Genomic DNA, 18,332 nt, shown 5'->3' on the forward strand with positions numbered 1-18,332 from the left:
GGACAACCGTCATCGCGAGCAAACTCGCTCCCACAGGGGGAAAGGGTGATTTGTTTCAACCGCGCTTGGTCAGGCCCATTTTTGCCCGGCCTTCGGCCGGGGTCAGAACGCGGGCGCCGAGGCGGCTGAGGATTTCCGAGGCGCGTTCGACCAGTTGGCCGTTGGTCGCCAGTACGCCCTTGTCCAGCCACAGGTTGTCTTCCAGACCGACACGCACGTTGCCACCGAGCAGCACGGCCTGTGCGGCCATTGGCATCTGCATGCGACCGATGCCGAACGCGGCCCAGACCGCGTCGGCCGGCAGGTTGTCGACCATGGCTTTCATGGTGGTGGTATCTGCTGGCGCACCCCACGGGATGCCCAGGCACAGCTGGAACAACGGGTTATCCAGCAGACCTTCCTTGATCATCTGCTTGGCGAACCACAGGTGACCGGTGTCGAAAATTTCCAGCTCAGGCTTGACGCCCAGCTCTTGAATTCGCTTCGCGCCGGCCCGGAGTTGCGCCGGGGTGGAGACGTAAATGGTGTCGCCGTCGCCGAAGTTCAGGGTGCCGCAATCCAGGGTGCAGATTTCTGGCAGCAATTCTTCAACGTGGGCCAGACGGGTCAGTGGGCCGACCAGATCGGTGTTCGGACCGAACTCCATCGGGTTCTCGCCTGCGCCGATTTCCAGGTCGCCGCCCATGCCGGCAGTGAGGTTGACGATGATGTCGACGTCCGCCTCGCGGATGCGCTCCATCACTTCGCGGTACAGCGCCACGTCACGGCTGAACTTGCCGGTTTGTGGGTCGCGAACGTGGCAGTGGACCACGGTAGCGCCCGCCTTGGCGGCTTCCACGGCGGCGGCAGCGATTTGTTTCGGGGTGACCGGCACGTGTGGGCTCTTGGCGGTCGTGTCGCCAGCACCGGTGAGTGCGCAGGTGATGATGACGTCGTGGTTCATGAGGCGGTTTCCTTCAGGCTTGAGTTTTTTGGTGGAGCTTGGGCGTGGCGATTCCGCTCGCAGCCCGCATCGGGCTGCGAATCGGTGGTTCATTTCGGTTCTATTTGCTGGTCAGTTTCAGGTTTTCAGCGGCCGGCTTGCCATCGAATGTGGTCACGCCTTCAAGCCAGCGTTGCTTGTCTTGCGGGTGATCCTTGAGCCACTGTTTGGCCGATTCGAAAGCGTCCTTGTGATCCAGCAGCGGCTGCATCATCCGGCTCTCGTCTTCGGCGGTGAACGTCAGGTTGCTCAGCAGGCGACCGACGTTCGGGCATTGCTGCGCGTAGTTCGGCGAGGTGACGGTCCAGACCGTGGCCATGCCTTCGTTCGGACCGAGGGCGTCGTCGCTGCCGGTGAGGTAGGTCATCTTCACGTTGACGTTCATCGGGTGCGGCGCCCAGCCGAAGAACACCACGGCTTCCTTGCGGCGTACCGCGCGATCTACTGCCGCCAGCATGCCGGCTTCGCTGGACTCGACCAGCTGGAACTTGCCGAGGCCGAACTGGTTCTTGGCGATCATCGCCTTGATCTGGGTGTTGGCGCCCGAGCCAGGTTCGATGCCGTAAATCTTGCCGCCCAGTTCTTTTTCAAACTTGGCGATGTCGGCGAAAGTTTTCAGGCCCTTTTCGGCAAGGTAAGTCGGTACTGCCAGGGTGGCGCGGGCGTCCTTGAGGCTTGGCGCTTCAAGCACTTTGACCTGCTTGGCATCGACAAACGGCGTGATGGTCTGGGTCATCAGCGGGTTCCAGTAGCCCAGGAACAAATCCAGGCGCTGGTCGCGAATGCCGGCAAAGACGATTTGCTGGGAGGCGCTGGTTTGTTTGGTGCTGTAGCCGAGGCCGTCGAGCAGGACCTGGGTCATGGCGCTGGTGGCGATCACGTCGGTCCAGTTCACTACGCCCATGCGCACGTTCTGGCACGAGGCGGGTTCGGCTGCCATGACACTGGCGCTCAAGAAAGCGGTACCGCTGAGTGCAAGAACACAGCTGCTGATCAGTCGTTTCATGTCGGGGTTCCTCGGCAGGTCGTTTATTGTGGGTTCCGGTGTCTGATGCGCCGGTGATGCCAAGTTACGCAGCAAAGCCCCCGTGAAAACGCACTGCGGCGACCAGCTCTTGCACTGCGGCGACCTGCGCACTTGAATGCTGCTTGCAAGTGGCGTATCAACGTCCACACGCTTCCCGCCCTCTCGTTGCCTGCCAGTCGAGTGCGCTCCATGTCCCAGGATTTCTACTTCTTGTTGATGCCGGGTTTTTCGGCGATCGGTTTTATCTCGGCGATCGAGCCGCTGCGGGTCGCCAATCGCTTTCGCGGCGAGTTGTACCGCTGGCATGTGTTGAGCGCCGATGGCGGGGCGGTTCTGGCCAGTAACGGCATGTCGGTCAACGCCGATGCAGCGCTGGAGCCGCTGAAGAAAGGCGCAACCCTGTTGGTGGTCGCCGGTTTCGAACCGCTGAAGTTCGCCACCCCGGCCCTGGAGCATTGGTTACGTCGCCTGGACAACGAAGGCGTGACGCTCGGCGCCATCGACACCGGCAGCTTCATCCTCGCCGAAGCCGGCCTGCTCGACGGTCATCGCCTGACCCTGCACTGGGAAGCCATCGACGCCTTCAAGGAATCTTATCCACAGCTGAGCGTCACCCAGGAACTGTTCGAGATCGACCGACGGCGTATCACCTCCGCCGGCGGTACCGCCTCGATCGACCTGATGCTTGACCTCATCGGTCAGGCCCATGGCCCGGAACTGGCGATTCAGGTCAGCGAACAATTCGTACTCGGGCGCATTCGCCCGCGCAAAGATCACCAACGCATGGAAGTCGCCACGCGATATGGCATCAGCAACAAGAAACTGGTGCATGTCATTGGGGAGATGGAACAGCACAGCGAACCGCCGCTCAGCACTTTGGAGCTGGCGGAATCGATCAAAGTGACCCGGCGTCAGCTAGAGCGCCTGTTTCGCCTGCACCTGCACGACACGCCGAGCAATTTCTATCTGCGACTAAGGTTGGAGAAGGCGCGGCAGCTGCTGCGCCAGACGGACATGAGCGTGTTGGAGGTGAGTATCGCCTGCGGGTTTGAATCGCCGTCGTATTTCACCCGCAGTTATCGGGCGAGGTTTGAGCGGTGCCCGCGGGAGGATCGCCGACAAAGCCAGAAGGCCTGAAACCGACCCCTGTAGGAGCGAGGCTTGCCCGCGAAGAGGCCGGCACATTCGAAATCATTGTTGTCTGACACGACGCCTTCGCGGGCAAGCCTCGCTCCTACAGGAGATGTGTCGTTTTTACTTCTTCATCAGCGCCGAGCAGGCCGCTTTGTAAGCCTCGTGCTGATACTTGTTCAGCGTGGCCGGCAGTTCAAAGTCGAACTTTTTGTTCTGCGCATTGATGGTTTGCGGCGACAGCAGCGTCACCTCGCAATTTTCCAGCAACTGGAAAACCCCTTCGATCTTGAAGGTGGTCGGCCCACCGGCGAACTCACCTTTCTTGCTGCGCTTTTTGATCGCGATGCGGTCGATTGAATTCTCACGAATAAACGACGCCACCTGAGCGGCAAAGACTTTGACGTTGGCGGCTTCGTCGTCATCGTCGAGGGCGATTTTCTTGGTGGCCAGCGCGACGTGGGTCAGCCCCTGATCGTCGAGGGAGGCCACGGCAAGGATTGCTTCGCTGCCTTTGATTTCGATACCGCAGATTTTCATTTCAATCCCTTTTCCGATGTTGGCGTGCAGCTTACAGCTCTAGTTGATTGGCGGTGATGCCAAAAGCCGCGGCGATTTTCTCACGCGTGGCCTTGCGGGGCTTGGCAACCGTTTCCTGCTGGGCAAAGGCTGGTTGGGAGATGCCCATGCGTCTGGCCACTTCATCCTGCGTAAGGTTCAGGTGTTCACGCCAGGCACGAACAGGGGGGGGGCGCCATCGACGATGCGGCTGACTACTTCGTGTGGGATCAAATGATTCTCCATTTTTATGTTTTTATTCCTGCCCAATCGACTCCAAAAACTCCGACCGCTCGTCACTCATCCGCGCCACGCAATCATTTTGCGCAATGTTGAAGGCTTTACTGCCGCTCGTCGCCGGGAACGCTTCCACCGCGCAATCGGCATCCCGGGTCTTCAGCCATTGTTGTTGCGCAGTTTTGATTTTTGCGGTGATGTCGGCCAGTTGCGCCTTGTTACTGCCGTAGCGCGTTTGCATGCGTTCGTTCAGGCCTTGGTAGTTGTCGCTCAGCAGCTGTTCGGCGGTGTTTCTGCTGTAAGCCGAGCATTCCAGGGTCTGGACTTCGTTTTCGACGGCGTCACAGGGGTTGTCGTCGGCCCCTTCGGCCGCCTGTACGCCGGTCGCTATCAGTGCCAAAGCCAAGAAGATGGATTTCATTGCGTCGCCGCCCTTAATTCAGTGAAACATTCGGTGATGCGACGAATTCTGGCCCATGCGAACGGGCTTGAACAGGTAGGCAATCATGTCGGTTGGCGACCCTTTGTCGCGGATTGACGCTTTCGGCAATTCCCCTGTCGTTTTTGCACCCGGCTGCACCGTCCCTCAGGCATATGCTGGCCCCAAAGCGCCGGCACACGATTCGGCGCATGAATCGTTAATAGGGGACTGCCTGATGAGCCCAGCCGAATTACACGCCGACAGCATCGTTATCGACGGCCTGATTATTGCCAAGTGGAACCGTGAGCTGTTCGAAGACATGCGCAAGGGCGGTCTGACCGCGGCCAACTGCACCGTGTCGGTGTGGGAGGGCTTCCAGGCCACCGTCAACAACATCGCCGCCAGTCAGAAGCTGATTCGCGAGAACAGCGACCTGGTGATCCCGGTGCGCACTACCGCCGACATCCGCAAAGCCAAGGAGCAGGGCAAGACCGGCATCCTGTTCGGCTTCCAGAACGCTCACGCCTTCGAAGACCAGATCGGCTATGTCGAGGTTTTCAAGCAGCTGGGCGTCGGTATTGTGCAGATGTGCTACAACACCCAGAACCTGGTCGGTACCGGTTGCTATGAGCGCGATGGCGGCCTGTCGGGTTTCGGTCGTGAAATCGTTGCCGAGATGAACCGCGTCGGTGTCATGTGCGACCTGTCCCACGTCGGCTCGAAGACCTCCGAAGAAGTCATCCTCGAATCCAAGAAGCCGGTCTGCTACTCCCATTGCCTGCCGTCGGGCCTGAAAGTGCACCCGCGCAACAAGTCCGATGAAGAACTGAAGTTCATCGCCGATCACGGCGGTTTCGTCGGCGTGACCATGTTCGCGCCGTTCCTGGCCAAGGGTATCGATTCGACCATCGACGATTACGCCGAAGCCATCGAATACACCATGAACATCGTCGGCGAAGACGCCATCGGCATCGGCACCGACTTCACCCAGGGTCATGGCCAGGACTTCTTCGAATACCTGACCCATGACAAGGGCTACGCCCGCCGTCTGACCAGCTTCGGCAAGATCATCAACCCGCTGGGCATCCGCACCGTGGGCGAGTTCCCGAACCTGACCGAAACCCTGCTCAAGCGCGGCCATTCCGAGCGCGTGGTGCGCAAGATCATGGGCGAAAACTGGGTCAACGTTTTGAAAGACGTTTGGGGCGAATAAGCCGCCGCATCTGAAGAATCCTTTCCCCCGGCCGTCCGTGCCGGGGGCAACACAACGAATTTTCTGGAGTTAAGTTTCCATGGCCAAGATCGCCCCGCAATTGCCAATCGAAGTCGACAGCGAAACCGGTGTCTGGACCTCCGACGCCCTACCGATGCTGTATGTGCCGCGTCACTTCTTCGTCAACAACCACATGGGCATCGAGGAAGTGCTGGGCGCCGACGCCTACGCCGAAATCCTCTACAAGGCCGGCTACAAGTCCGCTTGGCACTGGTGTGAAAAAGAAGCTGAATGCCATGGCCTGGAAGGCGTCGCGGTGTTCGAGCACTACATGAAGCGCCTGTCGCAGCGCGGCTGGGGTCTGTTCAAGATCCAGGACATCGACCTCGACAAAGGCACCGCCAGCGTCAAGCTCGAACACTCCGCATTCGTCTACGTGTACGGCAAGGTCGGGCGCAAGGTCGACTACATGTTCACTGGCTGGTTCGCCGGCGCCATGGACCAGATCCTGGCTGCTCGCGGCAGCAAGATCCGCACCGTCGCCGAACAAGTTTACGGTGGCTCCGAAGAAGGCCACGACGACGGTTTGTTCACCGTCAAGCCGTTGTAAGTCGAGGAACCCGCCATGGCTTTCGAAGCAATGTTCCAGCCGATCCAGATCGGCAAACTGACCATCCGCAACCGCGTGCTCAGCACCGCGCACGCTGAGGTCTACGCCACCGACGGCGGCATGACCACCGATCGGTACGTCAAGTATTACGAAGAGAAAGCCAAGGGCGGGATCGGCCTGGCGATTTGCGGCGGTTCCTCCAGCGTGGCCATCGACAGCCCGCAAGGCTGGTGGAAGTCGGTCAACCTGGCCGACGACCGGATTATTCCGCACTTCCAGAATCTGGCCGATGCCATGCACAAGCATGGCGCCAAGATCATGATCCAGATTACCCACATGGGTCGCCGCTCCCGCTGGGACGGTGAGCATTGGCCAACCCTGCTGTCGCCGTCGGGCATCCGCGAGCCGGTGCACCGCGCGACCTGCAAAACCATCGAGCCGGAAGAAATCTGGCGGGTGATCGGCAACTACGCCAGTGCCGCAGCACGGGCCAAGGCCGGTGGCCTGGATGGCGTCGAGCTGTCTGCCGTGCACCAGCACATGATCGACCAGTTCTGGAGCCCGCGAGTCAACAAGCGTACCGACGAATGGGGCGGCAGCTTCGAGAACCGCATGCGTTTCGGCCTGGAAGTGATCAAGGCTGTGCGCAAGGAAGTCGGTCCGGACTTCTGCGTTGGTATCCGTATCTGTGGTGACGAATTCCACCCTGATGGCCTGAGCCATGAGGACATGAAGCAGATCGCCAAGTACTACGACGACACCGGCATGATCGACTTCATCGGTGTCGTGGGCTCGGGTTGCGATACCCACAACACCCTGGCCAACGTTATTCCCAACATGAGTTATCCACCGGAGCCGTTCCTGCACCTGGCCGCCGGTATCAAGGAAGTGGTGAAGGCTCCTGTGCTGCACGCGCAGAACATCAAGGACCCGAACCAGGCAACCCGTATTCTGGAAGGCGGTTACGTCGACATGGTCGGCATGACCCGCGCTCACATCGCCGACCCGCACCTGATCGCCAAGATCAAGATGGGCCAGGTCGACCAGATCAAACAGTGCGTGGGCGCCAACTACTGCATCGACCGTCAGTACCAGGGCCTGGACGTCTTGTGCATCCAGAACGCCGCGACCTCCCGTGAATACATGGGCGTGCCGCACATCATCGAGAAATCCACCGGGCCGAAGCGCAAAGTTGTGGTCGTTGGTGCCGGCCCTGCCGGGATGGAAGCTGCTCGTGTATCCGCTGAACGTGGCCACGACGTGACCCTGTTCGAGAAGAAAGAATTCATCGGCGGGCAGATCACTACCGCCTCGAAAGCCCCGCAACGGGACCAGATCGCCGGTATCACCCGTTGGTTCCAGCTGGAACTGGCGCGTTTGAAAGTCGACCTGCGCCTGGGCGTGGCGGCGGATGCGGCGACCATTCTCGACCTGCGTCCGGACGTCGTGGTGCTCGCCGTTGGCGGCCATCCGTTCCTGGAGCAGAACGAGCACTGGGGTGCGGCTGAAGGCCTGGTGGTCAGCAGCTGGGACATCCTCGACGGCAAAGTGGCGCCGGGCAAGAACGTGCTGGTCTACGACACCATTTGCGAGTTCACCGGGATGTCGACAGCCGACTTCCTCGCCGACAAAGGCAGCCAGGTCGAGATCGTCACTGACGACATCAAGCCGGGCGTGGCCATCGGCGGTACGTCGTTCCCGACTTACTACCGCAGCATGTACCCGAAAGAAGTGATCATGACCGGCGACATGATGCTGGAAAAGGTCTATCGCGAAGGCGACAAGCTGGTGGCGGTACTGGAAAACGAATACACCGGCGCCAAAGAGGAGCGGGTGGTTGACCAGGTGGTCGTCGAGAACGGCGTGCGTCCGGACGAAGAAATCTACTACGCCATGAAGGAAGGCTCGCGCAACAAAGGCCAGATGGACATCGAAGCCCTGTTCGCGATCAAGCCACAACCTTCGCTGAGCCAGGCGGGCGACGGCTACTTGCTGTTCCGCATCGGTGACTGCGTGGCCCAGCGCAACACTCACGCGGCGATCTACGACGCGCTGCGGTTGTGCAAGGATTTCTAACGGATTTACCACCATCACCTGTGGCGAGGGAGCTTGCTCCCGCTGGGCTGCGAAGCAGCCCCAAAACCTGCAGTCGAGGTGTATCAGGTGTACACCTGAGACTGTTTTGGGAGCGCTTCGCACTCCAGCGGGAGCAAGCTCCCTCGCCACAAGTAGGTGCGTCGCTCTCATCGGCACGCACATGACCCCGAGGTCTTTGGGAGCTCCACCATGTTGAACACCCTTCTTCCAATCCTGTTGTTCGCTGCCCTGGGCCTGGCTGTCCTGGGCGCGTTGCGGCGGGTGGCTATGTGGCGTCAGGGCCGGGCTTCGAAAGTCGACCTGATCGGCGGTCTGTTCGCCATGCCCAAGCGTTACATGGTCGATTTGCACCACGTCGTCGCGCGGGACAAATACATCGCCAATACTCACGTCGCCACGGCCGGTGGTGCGGTGGCGTCCATTGTGCTGGCGATTCTGGTTCACGGTTTCGGCCTGCATAACCGCATCCTCGGTTATGCACTGCTGTTGATGACGGCAGTGATGTTCGTCGGTGCGATCTTTGTCTTCCTGCGCCGCCGCAACCCACCGGCCCGCTTGTCCAAAGGTCCGTGGATGCGCCTGCCGAAAAGCCTGCTGGCATTCTCGGCGTCGTTCTTCCTGTTGACCCTGCCGGTGGCGGGCATCCTTCCGGAAAACTTCGGTGGCTGGGTACTGGCGGCGATTCTCGGCGTCGGTGTGCTGTGGGGCGTGTCGGAACTGTTCTTCGGCATGACCTGGGGCGGGCCGATGAAGCACGCCTTCGCCGGTGCCTTGCACCTGGCTTGGCACCGTCGCTCCGAACGGTTTGGCGGCGGTCGTTCCACTGGCTTGAAGCCGCTGGATCTGAACGACCCGACCGCGCCACTGGGCGTGGAAAAACCCAAGGATTTCACCTGGAACCAACTGCTCGGCTTCGACGCCTGCGTGCAGTGCGGTAAATGTGAAGCTGCGTGCCCGGCGTTCGCCGCCGGCCAGCCGCTGAACCCGAAAAAACTGATTCAGGACATGGTCGTCGGCCTGGCCGGTGGTACGGATGCCAAGTTTGCCGGCAGCCCTTACCCAGGCAAGCCGATCGGTGAGCACGCCGGTAATCCGCATCAACCGATCGTCAACGGTCTGGTGGACGCTGAAACCCTGTGGTCCTGCACCACCTGCCGCGCCTGCGTCGAGGAGTGCCCGATGATGATCGAGCACGTCGATGCCATCGTCGACATGCGCCGCCATCTGACTCTGGAAAAAGGCGCGACCCCGAACAAGGGCGCCGAGGTCCTGGAAAACCTGATCGCCACCGACAACCCTGGCGGCTTCGCGCCGGGCGGGCGGATGAACTGGGCGGCGGATCTGAACCTGAACCTGCTCAGCGAAAAGAAAACCACCGACGTGCTGTTCTGGGTCGGCGACGGTGCCTTCGACATGCGCAACCAGCGCACCCTGCGTGCCTTCGTCAAAGTGCTGAAAGCGGCCAAGGTCGACTTCGCAGTGCTGGGCCTTGAAGAGCGCGACAGCGGTGACGTGGCCCGGCGTCTGGGCGACGAGGCGACGTTCCAGCTGTTGGCCAAACGCAACATCCAGACCCTGGCCAAATACCGCTTCAACCGCATCGTCACCTGCGACCCGCACAGCTTCCATGTGCTGAAAAACGAATACGGCGCCTTCGATGGCAACTACCTCGTGCAGCACCACAGCACTTACATGGCGGAGATCATTGGCGAAGGCGCACTGAACCTCGGTCAGCACAAAGGCAACAGCGTGACTTATCACGACCCGTGCTACCTCGGCCGCTACAACGGCGAATACGAGGCGCCACGCGAAGTGCTGCGCGCCCTGGGCATCGAGATCAAGGAAATGCAACGCTCCGGTTTCCGTTCGCGCTGCTGCGGCGGCGGTGGCGGTGCGCCGATCACCGACATTCCGGGCAAGCAACGGATCCCTGACATGCGCATGGAAGACATCCGCGAAACCGGCGCCGAACTGGTGGCCGTGGGTTGTCCACAGTGCACCGCGATGCTTGAGGGCGTGGTCGAGCCACGGCCATTGATCAAGGACATCGCCGAACTGGTGGCTGATGCGCTGCTTGAAGACGCCGCGCCGGGAAAGCCTTCGGCACCGGCCAAACGTGAACCTGCGGAGGTGCATTGATGAGCGACATTATCCGCCGCGACCCTCGCGCTGAATGGATCGCCCGCAACCGTCTGCACCCGCTGCACGCGGCCATGCAACCGGTGCAACACAGCTGGATGGGGCCTAACGGCGTCATCCGCAAGAATCCCCACGGGATCGGTTTTATCGGTCCCAACGGGATCAAACGGATCGACCGCAGTGGCGCTCAGCAGGGCGGGGCAACTAAACGCTCGGCCGCGGTTGAAGTGCAATTGCCGCTGCATCAAGTGGCTGCACCCGCGTTCTACATCAGCGTGGTGCCGGACATGGTCGGCGGCCGCTTGAGCAGCCACGACCGCGATTTGCTCGGCCTGGCCCATCAGTTGGCCGGCAAGGACGGCGCGGTACTGGCGGTGGTCTTCGGTGAGCACAAGGAAAACGCCTTCGCCACGGCAGGCGTTGACCGCTTGCTGGTACTGGAAGGCGACGAATTCAGTGGTTATGCACCGGAACAACGCGTCCAGGGCCTGCGGGCTGTGGATAACCAGTTCAGCCCGCGTCACTGGCTGCTGCCGGACAGCCGCAGTGGTGGCGGCGAACTGGGTCGACGCTTTGCTGCCGCACTGGGCGAACGTCCGGCCACACGGGTCTGGCAGGTCAAGGATCAGGAATGCATCGGCCGTGCCGGTGCCGGTTTGCAGGACCTTGCGCGGCCGGTGGCCCGCTTGATTCTGGCGGCTGCCGAATGCGCCGAACCGGTCAGCGAAACCCGTCACGAAGCGTTGCCGGTGGAGTTATCCACAACGGTCGCTCGCAGCCTGTCGCGGATCGAAGATCTGGGCGCGGTGGCGGTGGACCCGGCGGCGATTCCGATGGCCGAAGCCGAGTTCATCTTCTCTGGCGGCAACGGTGTCAAGGACTGGGGACTTTTCCACAGGACGGCCGAAGCGTTGGGCGCGACCGAAGGTGCGTCGCGGGTGGCGGTGGACGATGGTTTCATGGCGCGCGACCGTCAGGTCGGCGCGTCCGGCACCTGGGTAACCGCGCGGGTTTACGTGGCGGTGGGGATTTCCGGGGCGATCCAGCACCTGCAAGGCATCGGTGCCTGCGACAAGGTGGTGGCGATCAACCTCGATCCGGGTTGCGACATGATCAAACGGGCCGACCTGTCGGTGATCGGCGAGAGCGCCGAGATTCTTCAAGCCTTGATCGATGCGGTAGAGGCTTACCGCAACGACGCCAAGCGCGATGCGGCTTAAGGGAAGGAAAGGGTTATGAGCACGAAAATCATCAGCCTGGTGTCCATCGGTGCCCACCCGACCTCCGGCCGGCCACGCCGCGCCGAGCAGGACGCGCGGGCCGTTGAGCTGGGTCTGCAGCTGGCTGGGGATAACCTGCAAGTGCTGCACGCCGGCGACGTTGCGGAACCGGCGCTGCGTGCCTATCTGGGCATGGGCCTGGAACAGTTGCATGTGCTGGAACAACCGGTCGGCGCAGATGCGCTGCCAGCGTTGACCGACTATTTGCGTGACGCCGGGGCGCAGGTGGTGTTGACCGGCAGCCAGGCGGAAACCGGTGAAGGCTCGGGCATGTTGCCGTTCCTGCTGGCCGAAAGCCTCGGCTGGCCGCTGGTGGTGGGTTTGGCGCAAGTCGAATCCATCGACGGTGGTTCGGCGCTGGTTCTGCAGGCCTTGCCGCGCGGTCAGCGCCGTCGCTTGAAAGTGCGCCTGCCGTTTCTGGCGACTGTGGATAACGCAGCGCCCAAGCCTCGGCAAAGTGCCTACGGTCCGGCGCGACGCGGGGTATTGCAGGCAGATGAAGTTGAAGTGGTCGACGATGAACTGCTGGCAGTGGCCACGCTGCAACCGGCCAAGCCACGACCCAAGCGCCTGAAAGTGATCAAGGCCAAGAGCGGTGCTGACCGCATGAAGGCCGCGACGGCCAAGGCCAGTGGCGGCGGTGGGCAAGTGCTCAAGGGCGTGACCGCGCAGGCGGGCGCCGAAGCCATCCTCAAGTTGCTGATTGAAGAAGGCGTGGTTCGCTGACAAGTAGTCACCATCGATGTGGGAGCCTGTGTGGCGAGGGGGCTTGCCCCCGTTGGGCTGCGCAGCAGTCCTGAAATCTCTGATGTACCAAAGATCCTGTGAGTGCTACGCACTCAAACGGGGGCAAGCCCCCTCGCCACAAAGTGCTCCTGACGTGCTGGAGACGCAGGTCTGAAAACCATCTCACCGAAGTTAATGGGGAAATAATGGAAGTTGAATTTCGTCCGGCATTGCGCACGGATGCGCGGGAGATTGCCCGTTTGTTCCAGATTTCGTCAGAGGGGGCTTCGGATTACATCTGGAGCCAGCTGGCGGAGCCCGGGCAGGATCTGTTGGAAGTGGGGGCCATTCGTTACGCCCGTGAAGATGTCGATTTCTCCTATCAGAACTGCGTTATCGCGCAGGCACAGGGGCGGGTCATCGGCATGATGCACAGTTACGTGACGCGTCACGATCCGTTGGCAGCTCCCGTGACTGATCCGGTCCTGGCGCCTTACGCCGACATGGAAGTTCCCGATACCCTCTATATTTCGAGCCTGGCCCTGCATGAAGGTTGGCGCAACAAAGGCTTGGGTGTGCGCTTTCTCGAGCATGCTCAACAGCGCGCCGATCAACTGGAACTCAACGGCCTGAGCCTGATCGACTATGCAGCGAATACCGGGGCCCGGCGTTTTTATGAGCGCCATGGTTTTGGGATCGTCAAAACTTGTCAGGTCGTTCCTCATCCGATGATTCGGGTGACGGGTGATGCCTATCTCATGCATCGGCCTTAGGGGCTTCCCGGTTTTGATTGTGCACATATCCGTTGCTGCGGTAATGGCGACTGGCGGTTTCGCTCTTACAGCGAGTCACTTTCGAAAAGCCGGAATGCCGGCCCAGGCGAAAGTAACCAAAGCGCTCTTGCCCCTTTCGTTCGGCGCCTCGCCTAGGCTCGGCATGCCCTCGTTCCGGTCCTGCTCCGTGGGCCCACTGCGCAGAACCTCCACTCGGCCTCTCGAGGGGGCGGTGCGTCAAAATCAAAAGCAAGGCGGCCTACCGGCCGGCCTGATCTCACGTGCACGCATTTCCCTGTAGGAGCTGTCGAGCGAAGCGAGGTGGCGATCTTTTGATCTTGCTTTTGCTTTGCTTTGCTTTGGTTTTTGATCTTGATCTGTACGCCCCTTTCCCAGAGGCCGAACGCAGGCGTTGCGCAGGGGGCACCGCGGCAAGGATGCCGCGGTAGCCGCCCCCGGCCATGGATGGCCGATGGCGGCGGGCCCCCGGAGCAATGCCGGAGTGAGGGTATGCCGAGCCTAGGCGAGGCACCGAATGGCGGGGCAAAAGCGTTTTGGTTACTTTGGCGCTTTTCCAAAGTGACCCGCTGTAAGAGCGGAACCATAAGCCGCCGTTACCGCTGAAACGGATATGTACTCCTAACGCACTTGGGTTACCCACAATCCCTGTTAGCGCTTCTGTGGATAACATGTTCGCCCCTCGCTACACCCCATGCCAATCAAGCCCTGCAGCCCTCCGTACAAAAAACAACCAGCCTAACCCACGGTTTTTTCGGGCTTTTTCCACAGAGTAACGTCGCTCACTGGCCGACACTTGCCCCCAATCTCTGTTGGCGCTTCTGTGGATAAGATGTTCGCTGTCCGCTACAGGCCATACAGATAGCGGCTTTCATTGGGTTGATCAAATATTGTTCAATTCGACGTTTTCCTCCGCTAATCGTCCCGTAAACCCGGAATACTCGCGGGTTTCAGCGGTTTTCCACAGAGACCGCAAAGTTGCCCCCAAAGTCTGTTGGTGCTTCTGTGGATAAGGTGTTCGCCATCCCCTGCACGCTATGTAAAACGTGGTCTGCAAGCTTCTGATTAAAAAACAACCAGTGCCTGGCTAAAACCCTGCTTCTGGATAAGTCACGGTTTTTCTTCGGTTTTTGTGAATAGATTTAGCCTGTCATCCACAGTTGTCCCCATTTGCTGTGGGTGGAGATGTGGATAACTTGTTCGCTGAACCCTGTAAGCCACGGCCCGTATAGGCCGGAACGCGATAGATCAGATTTCATACAGTTCTAAGGCACTTCCTTGACTTCGATCTGTCGCCTGTCTTCACTCTCATCGCATAAGGACAACTGTCACTTATCCACATCTGGTTCAGGGAGAACGCGTGATGGATAGCCAGCCACATCGCTCGCAGCCACATTCGCACCCCAGCCCCTGCGTGACCTGTGTTCCGACATCCGCCACCTCGTTGCACAAGCGGATTCATCGTCGCGCCGCCAATCAGCGCGCTCGTCTATAGCGCCTGGCCCCCTTATGCCATAACACCGCTGCCATTGAGGCCCGACCGTGCCCGGTGACCAGGCGTTTGTTCGTCTATCGATTGCAGGCAACCGCAGAGTTGCCCCATCTGCCCGAGAGGAAATGACCCATGACACGGATCGCCACGCCCATCAGCGATATCAAGGAACATTACGACGTGATCGTCATTGGCTCCGGCTACGGCGGCGGGATCGCGGCGTCGCGCCTGTCCCGGGCCGGCAAGCGGGTATGCCTGCTGGAGCGAGGCCGGGAAATCCAGCCCGGCGAATACCCCAATACGATGCTGGCGGCCACTGAAGAGCTGCAAGTGCATGACCCGGACGGGCACATCGGCTCGCGCACCGGGCTGTTCGACCTGCACGTCAACGCCCAGCAGAACGTAGTGGTCGGTTGCGGCCTGGGCGGCACGTCGCTGATCAACGCCAACGTCGCGCTGGAACCTGAACCCGGTGTGTTCGATGATCCGCGTTGGCCGTTGGCGGTGCGTGAACATCGCGACACGCTGCTCAAAGACGGTTACGCCCGGGCTCGGGAGATGCTCAAGCCCAATCCCTATCCGAAAACCGCTCCGACCTTGCCCAAACTCGAGGCTAACCAGAAGTCCGCCGATTACCTCAAGCAAGGCGCACACTTCTACAAGCCGCCGATCAACGTGACCTTCGACAAACTGCCGAACAACCTCAACCACGTCGGCGTCGAGCAATTGCCGTGCAACCACTGCGGCGACTGCGTTTCGGGCTGTAACAACAAGGCCAAGAACACCACGTTGATGAATTACCTGCCGGATGCCTGCAACCACGGCGCAGAGATTTTCTGCCAGGCCGAGGTCCGGCATCTGGAGCGCGACGGCGATGGCTGGATCGTGCACTTCCAATACCTGGACAGCGGCCGCGAGAAATTCTCCGCGCCGACGCTGTTCGTCAAGGCGGACATCGTCGTGGTGTCGGCCGGCACTCTGGGTTCCACCGAAATCCTCCTGCGCTCTCGGGACAAAGGCCTGTCGACGTCCAATCAGCTTGGCGAAAACATGAGCGGCAACGGCGACATCCTCGGTTTCGGCCACAACTGCGATGAAACGATCAACGGCATCGGTTTCGGTGCCCATCCGGCGAAGGAAATGAAACCGGTCGGCCCGTGCATCACCTCGATCATCGACATGCGCACCGAAGGCGACTGGCGCAGCCGCATGGTCATCGAAGAAGGCTCGATCCCCGGCGCACTCGGCCGGCCCATGGTGCCGAGCATGGCCACATTCGCCGGGTTGATCGGCAAACCCACCGATGACAGCTTCACCGGCAAGCTCAAATATGCCGAGCGCGAAGCCGAAAGCTTCCTGCGCGGCCCGTACCACGGCGCCCTGCACAACATGCAGACCTACCTGATCATGAGCCACGACGACGGCAAGGGGCGCATGGTGCTCGACAGCAAGGATCAGCTGCGCATCGACTGGCCGGGCGTTGGCGAGCAGGAAAACGTCAAGATCGGCAACGAGCGCCTGCACCAGAGCACCAAGGCCTTGGGCGGGATCTGGGTGGAAAACCCGATCTGGACCGAGCTGCTCAAACACAGCATCGTTTCCGTGCACCCATTGGGCGGTTGTGTGATGGGCGAGGATGCGACGCAGGGCGTGGTCAACCACAAGGGCCAGGTGTTCAGCGGCGTCAGCGGCACTGATGTCTATGCCGGGTTGTACGTAGCCGACGGCGCGGTGATTCCGACCTCCCTGGCGGTCAATCCACTGCTGACCATCTCTGCCGTGAGCGAGCGCAATATGAGCCTGCTGGCCGCCGATCGCGGGTGGCACATCGACTACACGTTGCCCTCGGCACCGCGCAAACCGGTGGTGGCACCGACCCTCGGCGTGCAGTTCACCGAAACCATGAAGGGCTATTTCTCCAAAGATTTCACCCAGCCCCAGGGCACCGATCTCAAACTCTACGAAGCGGCGGCCAAACGCGGCAAGTCGGATAACTCGCCGATCGAATTCACCTTGACCATCACCGCCAACGACCTCAATCGCATGATCAAGGAGCCGGAACATGCCGCGACACTGGTCGGCACCCTGGATGCGCCGGGCCTGTCGCCAGAGCCGCTGACCGCCAGCAATGGCGTGTTCAATCTGTTCGAGGAATATCAGGAACAGGTCGGCGTGCGGCACATGAATTACGACATGAAACTGACCGCCGAGGACGGCAGCGATTATTACTTCAGCGCATTCAAGACCGTGCCCGAAGACAACGGCGTGCTGAACGTCTGGCACGACACCAGTACGCTCTATGTGACGCTGTATCGCGGGCCGGACAAGACGGGCGAAGTGATCGGCTCGGGGGTGATGCACATCGAGCCGGCCGATTTCGCCAAGCAGATGACCACCATGAAGGTGCTCAACGCGCGCAACGAACGCGAGCGCATTGAGGGGCTGGCGCGGTTCGGCAAGTTCTTCGCCGGCATCTTGTGGGAGAGCTACGGCGGGGTATTCGCCGGCGACATCTACTTCAACCCCGATGCGCCGCCCCGGCAGAAACGGCCGCTGGATGCACCGACGCCAAGCGTGCAGTTCTTCCAGACCGAAGACAGCGTCCAGCTACGCCTGACCCGCTATCAGGGCGGCACCAAGGGGCCGGTGATGCTGGTGCATGGTTTGGGTGTGGGCTCGAATATTTTCTCCACCGACACCATCCAGACCAACCTGCTGGAGTACCTGTGCAAGCACGAGTACGACGTCTGGCTCCTGGATTTCCGGGTCAGCATCCTGCTGCCGGCCAGCAAACATGAATGGAACGGCGACCAGATTGCCCAGTACGACTTCAAGGCCGCCATCGAGCATATCCAGCAGGCAACCCTCGCCGCTGACGTGCAGTGCGTGGTGCATTGCTATGGCGCGACGACCTTCTTCATGTCGCTGCTGGCCGGGTTGCAGGGCGTGCGTTCGGTGGTCTGTTCGCAGATCGCCGCGGACACGGTGGTCGCCACGGCAACGGGGCTCAAGGCCGGTCTGCATTTGCCGGGGATGCTCGACGCCATCGGCATTAAATCCCTCACCGCGTATGCCGACAACAAGGAGAGCTGGTTCAACAAACTCTACGACAAGGCCCTCAACATCTACGCCCGCATCGAGGCTCAAGGTTACTGCACCAACCCGGTGTGCCACCGCATCACCTTCATGTACGCGTCGCTGTACCGCCACGACACACTCAACGAAACCCTGCACGACAACCTGCACGAGTTGTTCGGCGAGTCGAACATACAGACCTTCGAGCACCTGGCGCTGATCCTGCGCAAAGGCCATCTGGTGGACTTCAAGGGCCAGGACGTCTACATGCCGCACTTCGACCGGCTGACCATGCCGATCTGCTTCATCAGTGGCGAAGACAACCAGTGCTACTTGCCCGAAAGCACGCTCAGGACCTATGAGCGCGTATGCAAAATCCATGGACCGGAACGCTACAGCCGGCATGTGGTGCCGGGTTATGGGCATATCGACTGCATGTTCGGCAAGAACGCGGTGGTCGATGTGTACCCGATCATCCTGCAGCACCTGGAGAAAACCGCCCTCGGCTAGCACTGCTCACCTGTGGCTTGGGGCTTGTTGTGGCGAGGGGGCT

General features: G+C 60.7%; 13 protein-coding genes and 1 pseudogene. 9 read left to right on the forward strand and 5 right to left on the reverse strand.

The genetic code is table 11. From position 1 onward, the window contains the following. Positions 1 to 55: 55 nt before the first annotated feature. Positions 56 to 943: a 3-dehydrocarnitine:acetyl-CoA trimethylamine transferase CdhC gene (cdhC, locus tag AC07V0_RS12690; RefSeq protein ID WP_086944434.1), complete on the reverse strand. Its 888-nt coding sequence runs from the start codon at positions 941 to 943 to the stop codon at positions 56 to 58. A gap of 100 nt (positions 944 to 1,043) precedes the next feature. Beyond that, positions 1,044 to 1,988, reverse strand: a complete 945-nt coding sequence (locus AC07V0_RS12695) for a choline ABC transporter substrate-binding protein (RefSeq protein WP_086944435.1) — start codon at positions 1,986 to 1,988, stop codon at positions 1,044 to 1,046. 210 nt (positions 1,989 to 2,198) lie between these two features. Here AC07V0_RS12695 and AC07V0_RS12700 point away from each other — a divergent pair, with 210 nt between their 5' ends. After that, entirely contained in the window at positions 2,199 to 3,146 is a 948-nt protein-coding gene (locus tag AC07V0_RS12700) for a GlxA family transcriptional regulator (RefSeq protein ID WP_064620848.1), read from the forward strand. Positions 3,147 to 3,263: 117 nt separating this feature from the next. Here AC07V0_RS12700 and AC07V0_RS12705 read toward each other — a convergent pair whose 3' ends face one another. The 3 genes and pseudogenes from AC07V0_RS12705 to AC07V0_RS12715 all read right to left on the reverse strand — a co-directional run bounded on the left by AC07V0_RS12705 (position 3,264) and on the right by AC07V0_RS12715 (position 4,356). Continuing rightward, positions 3,264 to 3,680 (reverse strand): DUF3010 family protein, encoded by a 417-nt coding sequence (locus AC07V0_RS12705; protein ID WP_019580672.1) that lies wholly within the window; start codon positions 3,678 to 3,680, stop codon positions 3,264 to 3,266. A gap of 31 nt (positions 3,681 to 3,711) precedes the next feature. Continuing rightward, positions 3,712 to 3,947: pseudogene (locus AC07V0_RS12710) on the reverse strand (helix-turn-helix domain-containing protein); the annotation flags it as partial. Between the two features lie 7 nt (positions 3,948 to 3,954). Then, entirely contained in the window at positions 3,955 to 4,356 is a 402-nt protein-coding gene (locus AC07V0_RS12715) for a lysozyme inhibitor LprI family protein (RefSeq protein ID WP_018928783.1), read from the reverse strand. 235 nt (positions 4,357 to 4,591) lie between these two features. Between AC07V0_RS12715 and AC07V0_RS12720 the strand changes: the two genes are divergently transcribed. The 8 genes from AC07V0_RS12720 to AC07V0_RS12755 all read left to right on the forward strand — a co-directional run bounded on the left by AC07V0_RS12720 (position 4,592) and on the right by AC07V0_RS12755 (position 18,289). Next, positions 4,592 to 5,569 (forward strand): dipeptidase, encoded by a 978-nt coding sequence (locus AC07V0_RS12720; RefSeq protein WP_007907542.1) that lies wholly within the window; start codon positions 4,592 to 4,594, stop codon positions 5,567 to 5,569. A 79-nt stretch (positions 5,570 to 5,648) separates the two neighbouring features. Beyond that, complete coding sequence (locus AC07V0_RS12725) at positions 5,649 to 6,179, forward strand: DUF5943 domain-containing protein (RefSeq protein ID WP_007926354.1); 531 nt, start codon at positions 5,649 to 5,651, stop codon at positions 6,177 to 6,179. A 15-nt stretch (positions 6,180 to 6,194) separates the two neighbouring features. Then, the gene (gene dgcA / locus AC07V0_RS12730; RefSeq protein WP_086944436.1) at positions 6,195 to 8,255 is read left to right on the forward strand and encodes a dimethylglycine demethylation protein DgcA; all 2,061 of its coding nucleotides are present in this window, start codon (positions 6,195 to 6,197) and stop codon (positions 8,253 to 8,255) included. Positions 8,256 to 8,465: 210 nt separating this feature from the next. After that, positions 8,466 to 10,415 carry a dimethylglycine demethylation protein DgcB gene (dgcB, locus tag AC07V0_RS12735; RefSeq protein ID WP_018928784.1) on the forward strand — a complete coding sequence of 650 codons (1,950 nt, stop codon included), beginning with the start codon at positions 8,466 to 8,468 and terminating at the stop codon, positions 10,413 to 10,415. Next, positions 10,415 to 11,635 carry an electron transfer flavoprotein subunit alpha gene (gene etfA / locus AC07V0_RS12740; RefSeq protein ID WP_064620846.1) on the forward strand — a complete coding sequence of 407 codons (1,221 nt, stop codon included), beginning with the start codon at positions 10,415 to 10,417 and terminating at the stop codon, positions 11,633 to 11,635. Before dgcB ends, etfA begins: the two co-directional genes overlap by 1 nt. A gap of 15 nt (positions 11,636 to 11,650) precedes the next feature. Continuing rightward, complete coding sequence (gene etfB, locus AC07V0_RS12745; protein ID WP_019650283.1) at positions 11,651 to 12,421, forward strand: electron transfer flavoprotein subunit beta; 771 nt, start codon at positions 11,651 to 11,653, stop codon at positions 12,419 to 12,421. 206 nt (positions 12,422 to 12,627) lie between these two features. Next, on the forward strand, positions 12,628 to 13,194 hold the full coding sequence (locus AC07V0_RS12750) for a GNAT family N-acetyltransferase (protein WP_018928787.1): 567 nt from the start codon (positions 12,628 to 12,630) through the stop codon (positions 13,192 to 13,194). A gap of 1,642 nt (positions 13,195 to 14,836) precedes the next feature. Beyond that, positions 14,837 to 18,289, forward strand: coding sequence for a GMC family oxidoreductase N-terminal domain-containing protein (locus AC07V0_RS12755; RefSeq protein WP_086944437.1), 3,453 nt, complete (start codon positions 14,837 to 14,839; stop codon positions 18,287 to 18,289). Positions 18,290 to 18,332: the final 43 nt, after the last annotated feature.

The organism is Pseudomonas sp. GW821-FHT01E10 (assembly GCF_059422365.1).

Bases quoted from the DNA above. Each gene is read 5' to 3' on its own strand.
- cdhC (WP_086944434.1), bottom strand. From the start codon at position 943: ATGAACCACGACGTCATCATCACCTGCGCACTCACCGGTGCTGGCGAC.
- AC07V0_RS12695 (WP_086944435.1), bottom strand. From the start codon at position 1,988: ATGAAACGACTGATCAGCAGCTGTGTTCTTGCACTCAGCGGTACCGCT.
- AC07V0_RS12700 (WP_064620848.1), top strand. From the start codon at position 2,199: ATGTCCCAGGATTTCTACTTCTTGTTGATGCCGGGTTTTTCGGCGATC.
- AC07V0_RS12705 (WP_019580672.1), bottom strand. From the start codon at position 3,680: ATGAAAATCTGCGGTATCGAAATCAAAGGCAGCGAAGCAATCCTTGCC.
- AC07V0_RS12715 (WP_018928783.1), bottom strand. From the start codon at position 4,356: ATGAAATCCATCTTCTTGGCTTTGGCACTGATAGCGACCGGCGTACAG.
- AC07V0_RS12720 (WP_007907542.1), top strand. From the start codon at position 4,592: ATGAGCCCAGCCGAATTACACGCCGACAGCATCGTTATCGACGGCCTG.
- AC07V0_RS12725 (WP_007926354.1), top strand. From the start codon at position 5,649: ATGGCCAAGATCGCCCCGCAATTGCCAATCGAAGTCGACAGCGAAACC.
- dgcA (WP_086944436.1), top strand. From the start codon at position 6,195: ATGGCTTTCGAAGCAATGTTCCAGCCGATCCAGATCGGCAAACTGACC.
- dgcB (WP_018928784.1), top strand. From the start codon at position 8,466: ATGTTGAACACCCTTCTTCCAATCCTGTTGTTCGCTGCCCTGGGCCTG.
- etfA (WP_064620846.1), top strand. From the start codon at position 10,415: ATGAGCGACATTATCCGCCGCGACCCTCGCGCTGAATGGATCGCCCGC.
- etfB (WP_019650283.1), top strand. From the start codon at position 11,651: ATGAGCACGAAAATCATCAGCCTGGTGTCCATCGGTGCCCACCCGACC.
- AC07V0_RS12750 (WP_018928787.1), top strand. From the start codon at position 12,628: ATGGAAGTTGAATTTCGTCCGGCATTGCGCACGGATGCGCGGGAGATT.
- AC07V0_RS12755 (WP_086944437.1), top strand. From the start codon at position 14,837: ATGACACGGATCGCCACGCCCATCAGCGATATCAAGGAACATTACGAC.